Origin of the sequence: Streptomyces ruber (assembly GCF_014648075.1) — a bacterium.
Classification (GTDB): Bacteria; Actinomycetota; Actinomycetes; order Streptomycetales; family Streptomycetaceae; genus Streptomyces; species Streptomyces ruber.
Map to the genome: position 1 here is coordinate 206,410 of NZ_BMQK01000010.1, position 7,736 is coordinate 214,145.

The following is a 7,736-nucleotide window of genomic DNA, read 5'->3' on the forward strand; positions in this document are numbered from 1 at the left end:
GATCACACGGTCGGGGGGATGTCCGGTCGGGTCGGACGGGTGCGTTCGTCGGTCCCGGCCGGTCCGGTCAGCGTGATTCCGGGGCCGGCGTGCACAGGAGGGGAACAAGTGCACTGCTCGGGGTCGTTCGGCCCTGTTGCCGGTTCCGACGGCTCTTTACGTTGAGGGACCGGAAACGACCGGTCAAGCCCGCCTGTCCGGCAGGAACAGTATTCAGGGAATTCCCCTGAAGCATGCGCGGCGGACCGGGGCGAGTTCTAGGGAAAGTACGCGATTCGCGGTCCGAAGCCGTCCTTCGTTGGATTCGACGGCTCCCGGCGATGCACTCTTCCGGACAACACCGGGTTTCTTCGGACGGCCGGCGGTGACGACGGTTCACCGCCTCGGGTACGGAAATTGGTTGGCGAGAAGATGACTGACGGCATGCAACGTGAGCTGTGTCCGGTCGAGACGCTCTATGTGGGCCAGAGAAGCAGAGCCGTGCTCTCCTGCGCCCTGCGCGGACCCGTCGACGTGGCGGCGCTGTCGACGGCGTTCGACACCGTCACGGCCGGGCAGCCGACACTGCGGGCCCGGATCGTGCCGGACGGCACGGGGTTCGCGCTGCGGCTCCTCGGAGAGGACGACAGGCCGCGGCTGAGCGTGCGGACCGGCGATCTGGAGGAGGCCTACGCGGCCGAGCTGAACACCCCGCTGCCGGTCGGCGGTCCGCTGGCCCGCGCGGCGCTCGTCAGCGAGCCGGACGGCGACCGTCACCTGCTCGTCCTGCTGGTGGACCACACGATCACCGACGGACACAGCGCCATCGCCCTGCACAACACCCTCTGGGAGCGTTACCGGGCGATCGTCGAACGGGGCGCGGAGCCCCCGGTGGCCGTCTCCCCGTGGCCCCGTCCGGTCAGCCTTTCCCTGCCCCCCGCGGACGAGGCCGACATCGCGGCGTACCTGGAGCGTCGCAGCGAGGAGGCGAGGCGGCACCCGGTCGAGCTGGTCTCCTACGACGTGCCCCGCCCGGCGGCGGACGAGGGACACATCGAGGTGCGCCGGCTGACACTCGGCCTGGAAGCCACCACCCGCCTGCGGGAGAGCGCCCGCCGGGCGGGCGTGTCCGTCCACGCCCTGGTGAGCGCCGCGGTCCTGATGACGGCCCGCCGCCGGCTGGAGGGCAACGGCCCCCGGACACTGGGCTGCCTGTCACCCGTCGACCTGCGGTCGCGCCTGGCCTCCCCGGTTCCCGCCTCCGTCATGGTGGCCGCCGTCACCACCCACCTGCAGACCGTGGAGGTGTCGGAGGAGACGGAACCGCTGGCCCTGGCGCGTTCCGTGCACGCCCGGATCAACGACTTCATCACGCGCGGCGACCACTTCCGGGAAATGCGGATCACGCCGGAGATCCCCCGGAATCCGGCGCTCCAGACGGGCACCGTCATCGTCACCAACATGGGCGTCGTCCCCGGCCCGCGGCTCCCCGAGGGGCTGCGGGCGACCGACGTCCGGCTGGTGCCCGGGCGTGAGCAGTACTTCCCCCAGGCGGGCCGCAGCCCCGTCATGGCCTGCGTCGTCTCCTTCGAGGGCCGCCTCGCCATCGAGTTCCCGCACTTCACCGCATGCTTCAGCCCGTCCTTCATGCGGGCGTTCCGCGACGACGTCCTCGACGGACTGCTCGCCTTCGCGGGCACCGCCGAACCCGCGGGCGTACTCGCGGACGCGAGCTGAGCGCCGGCCCCGGTCCGGCGCACCTGCCCCACCAGCTGCCATGAGGAGTGTTCCCGCCACATGAACACCGTCAGTGACATCCCCTCGTTCCCGGCGCTGCTCGCCCGGGCCCAGGCGGGCGACGAGCAGGCGATGAACAGCCTGCTCGTCGGCATCGCGCCCTATGTCACCCGTATCTGCCGGTCCGTCGCCCGGGACGACGCGGCCGACGCCACGCAGGAGGCGCTCCTCGCCATCTACCGGGGCCTGGGCACGCTGCGCGAACCGGCGGCGTTCCACGGCTGGGTGCGTTCGGTGACCGTCCGTGAGGCCGTGCGCACCGCGAAACGGTTCGGCGCGGAGACGGCGTACTCCCAGGTGGACACGGAGCAGAAGACCAATCCGCTCGATGCCGTGTACATCAGCGACGTGCTCGGCCGGCTGTCCGACGCGCACCGCCAGGTCCTCACCCTGCGCGCGTACGGGCTGAACGAGGAGGAGATGGCGGAGACCCTCGACCTGCCCGTGGGGACCGTACGGTCCCGCCTGCACCGTGCCCGCCGCCGCTTCCAGGAGGCCTGGCAGCCCGCTGCCGCCTGACGGTGCGCAAGGCGCCCGTGCCGCCGGTGCCCGCGACGACCCGCGAGGTCGTCCGGCGCCGGCGGCACGGGCGTCTCGTCGTGGCCGCGCTGCCGCGACGGGCTCCTTGCGCGCATACGAGAACTGTTCGTCCCGCGGGGGCCGTGGCGATGTGCGGCGCCACGGTCCCCGCGGGACGAACATGTGGGTGTACGGCGGTCGTTACGCGATCAGCTCCGGCGGTACGCGCGGCGGCCACTGCCCCACCGTCAGCAGGCCCGCACCGTGCGCGCGCGCCACGAGTGCGGGACGGTTGGGCGCCTGGAACTTCCGCAGCAGCAGGCCGACGCGGTACTCCACGCCCTGGCGGCTCATGTAGAGGCGGGTGGCGAGCTGCACGGTGGAGGCGCCGCTCGCGACGCCCTCCAGCACCTGCGCGTCGAGCTTGCTGAGCGTCCGCCGTACCGACACGGCCGGCTCGGCGTCGACCGTGACCGTCCCGCCGGTGTCGTCGTCCGGGCGGAGCAGGACGACGATGCCGACCGGCTTCCCGGCCGTGCCCTTGACCGATATCCCGGTCAGTTCGGCCGAGAAGGTGCGACCGGCCCTGTCCCGGCCGATCACCCGCTCCGTGAAACGGTCGGAACGGCCCTCGGAAAGACCGGCGAACCGTTTTCTCAGGGCCGGGAGCGACATGGTGGGGAGGAATTCGTGGATGCCACGGCCGTACATCTCGGCCGGTGTACAGCCGAATCGGTGCGCGAATTCCGGCTCCGACGCCGCGATGGTGAGGTCACCAGGAGACACGTGTGCCGTGAAAGTGCGTCTGTGCGGCCTGCCCTCCGCGCCGTTCCGGCGGACGCCGGAAACCGGGACGGCATTCGGAATTCCCTTGCTGGTCGAAGCGTCGGTACTCTTCGCGGTCACCACGGACATACCGTCTTTCCTTTTGTACGGGAGCACCGAGGTGCTGTCTGCACGGGGGAGCACCGAGGTGCTGTTGCTCTGTGGAACCGTCCCGGCTCCCGGGCGCCCCGTACGAGGCCCCGGGAGGGGTTTCTCCGTCACGTCACGACACCGGGGCCGTGGCCGACCGTGTGCCGTGCGCCGCGTTCGCCCGGCGCGCCCGGGTGAGCCGTGTCGCTAGGGCCATTCGATCTCCTGGTTGACGGCCGCGGCGGAGCCGTCCCACTGTCCGTACGGGACGGCGACCGATCTGCCGAGGGACGCCATGCCGGTCGCCGGCGAGACCAGGGCCGTCACCGCGGTCGCGAACACTCCCGTCAGGACGACTGCCGCTGCCCGCGCGGTGAGCCTGCGCTGCCAGCCGGAATGAACGTGGCCGAGCACGAATACCTCCAAGAAACCAGGTGAGATGGGATCAGGGTCGGCCCTTGAAGAGTAAAGGTAGGCAACCTGCCTGACAAGAGTTTGCCTTAAATGATCAAGACCTTGCCAAGAGGGTTGCCAAGCGTCCGGACGGCTCCGACCTGCGAAGACAGGCATAAGCAACTGAGGGTACAAGTACCGCACCGTGATCGAGGTCGCCAGCTGTCGTAAGTCAGTTGCCAGGGTTGCCCCGACTTCCGTAAAGTGGGGGCAACTTCCGCACCCTGGCTGGCCGACAGCCCGGAACGAAGGAGTGCCGGAGACGCCAGAGGACAAGAGGTGGGAATGCTTGACCAGCCGCACTTCGGCCGCCGGTTGAGGCGACTCAGGCTGGAGCGAGGCCTGAGCCAGGCCCATGTGGTGGGCGAGGGCATGTCCACGGGATACCTGTCACGCCTGGAGTCCGGGGAGCGCCGGCCCACCGAACGGGCCGTCGCCTACCTCGCGGAGCGGCTCGGCGTCGATGTGTCCGTCCTGACCCGTCCCACGGACGGCTCGCTCACCGAGGTACTGGCCGGCGCGCTGTCGGCGCCCTCCAGCACGGACAGCGCCGACGCCCTGGCCCGCGCGCTCGAGGACGACGAACGAGAGGACCCCGCCGCCCGCTGGCAGGCCCTCTGGCTGCTCAGCCGCATCAACCGGCGCAACGGCGACCACGAGCGGGAGCTCGGCCAGCTCCTGGAGATCATCGAGCTGAGCGACCTGCTGGACTCGCCGGAGCTCCGCGCCCGGGCGTACATGCAGTACGCCCGGTGCCTGCGCGCGCTGGGCAAGATGCAGAAGGCGGAGCCGGCGGCCGTGCAGGCGCTCGCCATCGCCCGCGACGGGTCCTTGTCCGTGGCCGACACGATGGCCGCGCTCATGGTGCTGATCAGCATCGAGACGGAGATCGGCAGCATGGAGGCGGCCGGTCGGCACGTCGAGGAACTGGAGCGGGAACTGCTGCCGGCCGCCGCTCCGTCGCAGGCGGCCGAGGCCCTCTGGACCGCCGCCATGGTCAGCAACCGCCAGGGGGACCACACCGCCGCCCAGGCCAAGCTCGACAAGGCGCTCGACCTCCTCGACGGCAAGGACGACCTGACCCTGTGGACGAGGCTGCGGGCGGCGGCGGCCGCCGCCGCGCTGCAGATGGCCCCCGCCCGCGTGGACGCGGCCGAACACTGGCTGGGCGAGGCCGAGTCCGTCATCGAGCTGATCGGCACGCCGCTGCAGGTCCAGGAACTCCATGCCCTGCAGGCACACCTGGCGTTCCACAAGGGGGAGCTGGACGACGCCCGGGCCCGCTGCACCGCCCTGCTGTCGGACAAGGGCCTCCGCCTGTCCTACCGCGACCGGGTACGCCTGACGGTGCTGAAGGGGCAGCTGACGATCCTGGACGGCCGCATCGACGACGGGATCGCCATCCTGCAGGAGGTGGGACAACAGGCCGCCGACTCCAAGAACCTGGACCTGGCGGCCCACATCTGGCACTCCCTGGCGACCACGCTGACCGGCGTACGCGCCTCCGAGACCGCCGACACGACCCGGGACGACTGCGACGCCGGCTGCTAGGCACCGCGTACGCACCACGGCCCCCGCCGGCGGGATCGGCGGGGGCCGTGGTGCGTACGTGCCGGCGTGACGGTCACGGTGTGCCGGTGTGCGCGGGTTCGGGTGTCCTCGGCAGCGGCGTCCCGGCCGTGCTGGACGGTGTCCCGTGCCAGTGCCGGTACATGGCGTCCATGTGCGCGGCCGCGCCCTGCAGCAGCCTCAGGCCGATCTCGTCGACGTGGCGCCGCCGCCACGACTCGAGGTCGGTGCCCTTGGCCCACTGGTTGAACGAGCCGAGCGCCGGGCCGGTGTGGATCTGGTAGTTGGTCCGGTCGTCCCCGCCGTGCAGCGCCAGCCGTGCCGTGTACGCGAAGTACCAGCGGAAGAGCAGCGCCATCCGCAGTTTCGGGTTCTTCCCGGCCCGGTCCAGGACGTCCTGCCTGCCCCGTGCGCGGAGGTGGGCCCGGGTCTCCTCCCACACCTCCGCGAGGCTCCTGCGGAAGTAGGTGCGCTCCAGCAGGTCACGGGTCCTGTCCGGGAGGTCCTCCACACCGTCGTAGTGGCTGTAGAGCGAGAACAGCTTGTTGGCACGGGTCGGGAAGAACACCCCCTTGCGCAGCACCTGCACCTTGGCACCCATTTCGAACATGTCGCCGGCCGGGGCGTACTCGGTGTCGTGGATGTCGATGCCCTGGAGCATGTCCTTGACCGCGTCGCTGGTCGCCGCCTCCACCGTGCACTGGTTGACCGAGCCGGTGAGCACGTAGTCGGCGCCGAGCATGAACGCCGCCGCGACCGCCTCGGGCGTGCCGAGGCCGCCCGCCAGGCCCAGGCAGACGGGCTCGGTGTAGCCGTGGCGCCGCTGCGCCTCCGCGCGCAGTCCGCGCATGGCGGGCATCATCACCGTGGCGACGCCGCCGTCGGTGTGCCCGCCCGAGTCGGCCTCGACCGTGATGTCGTGGCTCATCGGCACCCGCCGTGCGAGCTCCGCCTGCTCCGCGCCCAGGGCGCCCTCCCGCACCAGCCGTTCGAGCACGGCGTCCGGCGCGGGTGACATGAACGCCTGCGCCACCTCCGGGCGGGACACCTTCGCGACCACCCGGTGGTCGCACACCGGCGCCCCGTCCGCGCCGCGCCGCAGACCGCGGGCCCGGTACAGGACCAGGGCCGGGGTCATCCGGATGAACGCCGACGCCTCGACGACCGTCACCCGCTGCCGCAGCAGCATCTCGACCATCGCCCGCTCGGCGGCGGGGTCGTCGTGGTCGGCGAGCAGGTTGACGCCGAACGGCTGCCCGTCCCCCAGCCGTGCCCGTACGGTGCGCACCGCCTCCTCGACGTCCGCGGGCGACGACCCGCCCGTACCGAGGAAACCGAGCATGCCGCGGCGGCCGAGGGCCACCACCATGTCCGGCGACGCGATGCCCCGGTACATGCCGCCGCCGACGTACGCGTAGCGCAGGCCCAGCCGACGCCGGAAGACGGCACTGCCGAGGTCTTCGGGGCGGAAGGAGGCGGTGGGCCGGGGGGTTGGGGTGGGATCGGGCGCTGGGGTGGAACCAGGTGCCGGGGCGGGCCGGGGTGTCGGGGTGGGTGCGGGTGCCGGGGCGGGTTCAGGTGCCGGGACGGGCTGGGATGCCGGGGCGGATGCGGATGCTCGTGCCGCGGGGCGCGGTGCGGTGCGGATCTGGTCGACCAGGCGGCCGACGACGCTGCCGCCCAGTTCGACGAACTCGGTCACGCCCTGGTCCAGCAGGTGGTGCACGCTCTCGGTCCACCGTACGGAGCCGGTGATCTGCGTGGTGAGCAGCTCCGCCGTCCGGCCGGCGGGATACGGGCGTGCGGTGGCGTTGGCGATGACCGGCACCCGCGGGTCGCCCAGGCGGAAGGCCCGCAGGTAGGCGGCGAACTCCTCCTGCGCCGGGCGCATCAGCGGCGAGTGGAAGGCGCCGGACACCTTCAGCCGCACACAGCGCACCCGGCGGTCCTCCAGGAACGTCTCCAGCGCGCCGACGGTCCCGGCCTCTCCGGACAGCACGTGCTGGGTGGGGGTGTTGTGGTTGGCCACGGCGAGCGTGGTGAAGCCGCCCTCCCCCAGCAGCTCGCGCAGACGGTCCTCGTCGATCCCGACCACGGCGACCATGCCGCCGCCGCGGGCCCGCGCCATCAGCTGCCCGCGCCGCTGGACCAGCCGGACCCCGGTCGCGAAGTCGAAGGCGCCGGCGGCGTGCAGGGCGCAGTACTCCCCCAGGCTGTGCCCGGCGAAGAACGCCGCCGCGTCCCCGTTCTCCTCCCGCCACCGGCGGTGGGCGAGGGCGCCGACCACGAACAGGGCCGGCTGGGTGTACTCGGTGCGGTTGAGCAGCCGGTCGGGGTCCTCCAGGCACAGCCGCCGCAGGTCGTACCCCAGGATGTCCGACGCCTGCCCGACGGACTCGGGGAAGGCGTCGAGGAGGTCGCGCCCCATGCCGCGGGACTGGGCGCCCTGACCGGGGAAGACGACGGCCTTCATGTCCCTTGCCCGCATGTCGCTTGCCTGCATG

Annotated in this window: 6 protein-coding genes; 3 read left to right on the forward strand and 3 right to left on the reverse strand. The window is 71.8% G+C overall.

The genetic code is table 11. The annotated features are described in order from the left end of the window. Positions 1 to 423 precede the first annotated feature (423 nt). Positions 424 to 1,716 (forward strand): phthiocerol/phthiodiolone dimycocerosyl transferase family protein, encoded by a 1,293-nt coding sequence (locus IEZ04_RS21830; RefSeq protein ID WP_189218620.1) that lies wholly within the window; start codon positions 424 to 426, stop codon positions 1,714 to 1,716. Between the two features lie 60 nt (positions 1,717 to 1,776). Then, on the forward strand, positions 1,777 to 2,295 hold the full coding sequence (locus IEZ04_RS21835; RefSeq protein ID WP_189218621.1) for an RNA polymerase sigma factor: 519 nt from the start codon (positions 1,777 to 1,779) through the stop codon (positions 2,293 to 2,295). A 201-nt stretch (positions 2,296 to 2,496) separates the two neighbouring features. Here IEZ04_RS21835 and IEZ04_RS21840 read toward each other — a convergent pair whose 3' ends face one another. Continuing rightward, on the reverse strand, positions 2,497 to 3,006 hold the full coding sequence (locus tag IEZ04_RS21840) for a LuxR C-terminal-related transcriptional regulator (RefSeq protein WP_229821172.1): 510 nt from the start codon (positions 3,004 to 3,006) through the stop codon (positions 2,497 to 2,499). Positions 3,007 to 3,417: 411 nt separating this feature from the next. Beyond that, a complete protein-coding gene (locus tag IEZ04_RS21845) occupies positions 3,418 to 3,636 on the reverse strand; it encodes a hypothetical protein (protein ID WP_189218623.1) in 219 nt (72 codons plus the stop codon). Positions 3,637 to 3,948: 312 nt separating this feature from the next. Here IEZ04_RS21845 and IEZ04_RS21850 point away from each other — a divergent pair, with 312 nt between their 5' ends. Beyond that, positions 3,949 to 5,214 (forward strand): helix-turn-helix domain-containing protein, encoded by a 1,266-nt coding sequence (locus IEZ04_RS21850; protein WP_189218657.1) that lies wholly within the window; start codon positions 3,949 to 3,951, stop codon positions 5,212 to 5,214. 73 nt (positions 5,215 to 5,287) lie between these two features. Here the strand turns inward: IEZ04_RS21850 and fabD are convergent, their stop codons facing one another. Next, positions 5,288 to 7,735 carry an ACP S-malonyltransferase gene (fabD, locus tag IEZ04_RS21855; protein ID WP_229821173.1) on the reverse strand — a complete coding sequence of 816 codons (2,448 nt, stop codon included), beginning with the start codon at positions 7,733 to 7,735 and terminating at the stop codon, positions 5,288 to 5,290. Position 7,736: the final 1 nt, after the last annotated feature.

Coding starts and splice junctions, on each gene's coding strand:
- IEZ04_RS21840 (WP_229821172.1), bottom strand. CDS start 3,006: ATGTACGGCCGTGGCATCCACGAATTCCTCCCCACCATGTCGCTCCCG.
- fabD (WP_229821173.1), bottom strand. CDS start 7,735: ATGCAGGCAAGCGACATGCGGGCAAGGGACATGAAGGCCGTCGTCTTC.
- IEZ04_RS21830 (WP_189218620.1), top strand. CDS start 424: ATGCAACGTGAGCTGTGTCCGGTCGAGACGCTCTATGTGGGCCAGAGA.
- IEZ04_RS21835 (WP_189218621.1), top strand. CDS start 1,777: ATGAACACCGTCAGTGACATCCCCTCGTTCCCGGCGCTGCTCGCCCGG.
- IEZ04_RS21850 (WP_189218657.1), top strand. CDS start 3,949: ATGCTTGACCAGCCGCACTTCGGCCGCCGGTTGAGGCGACTCAGGCTG.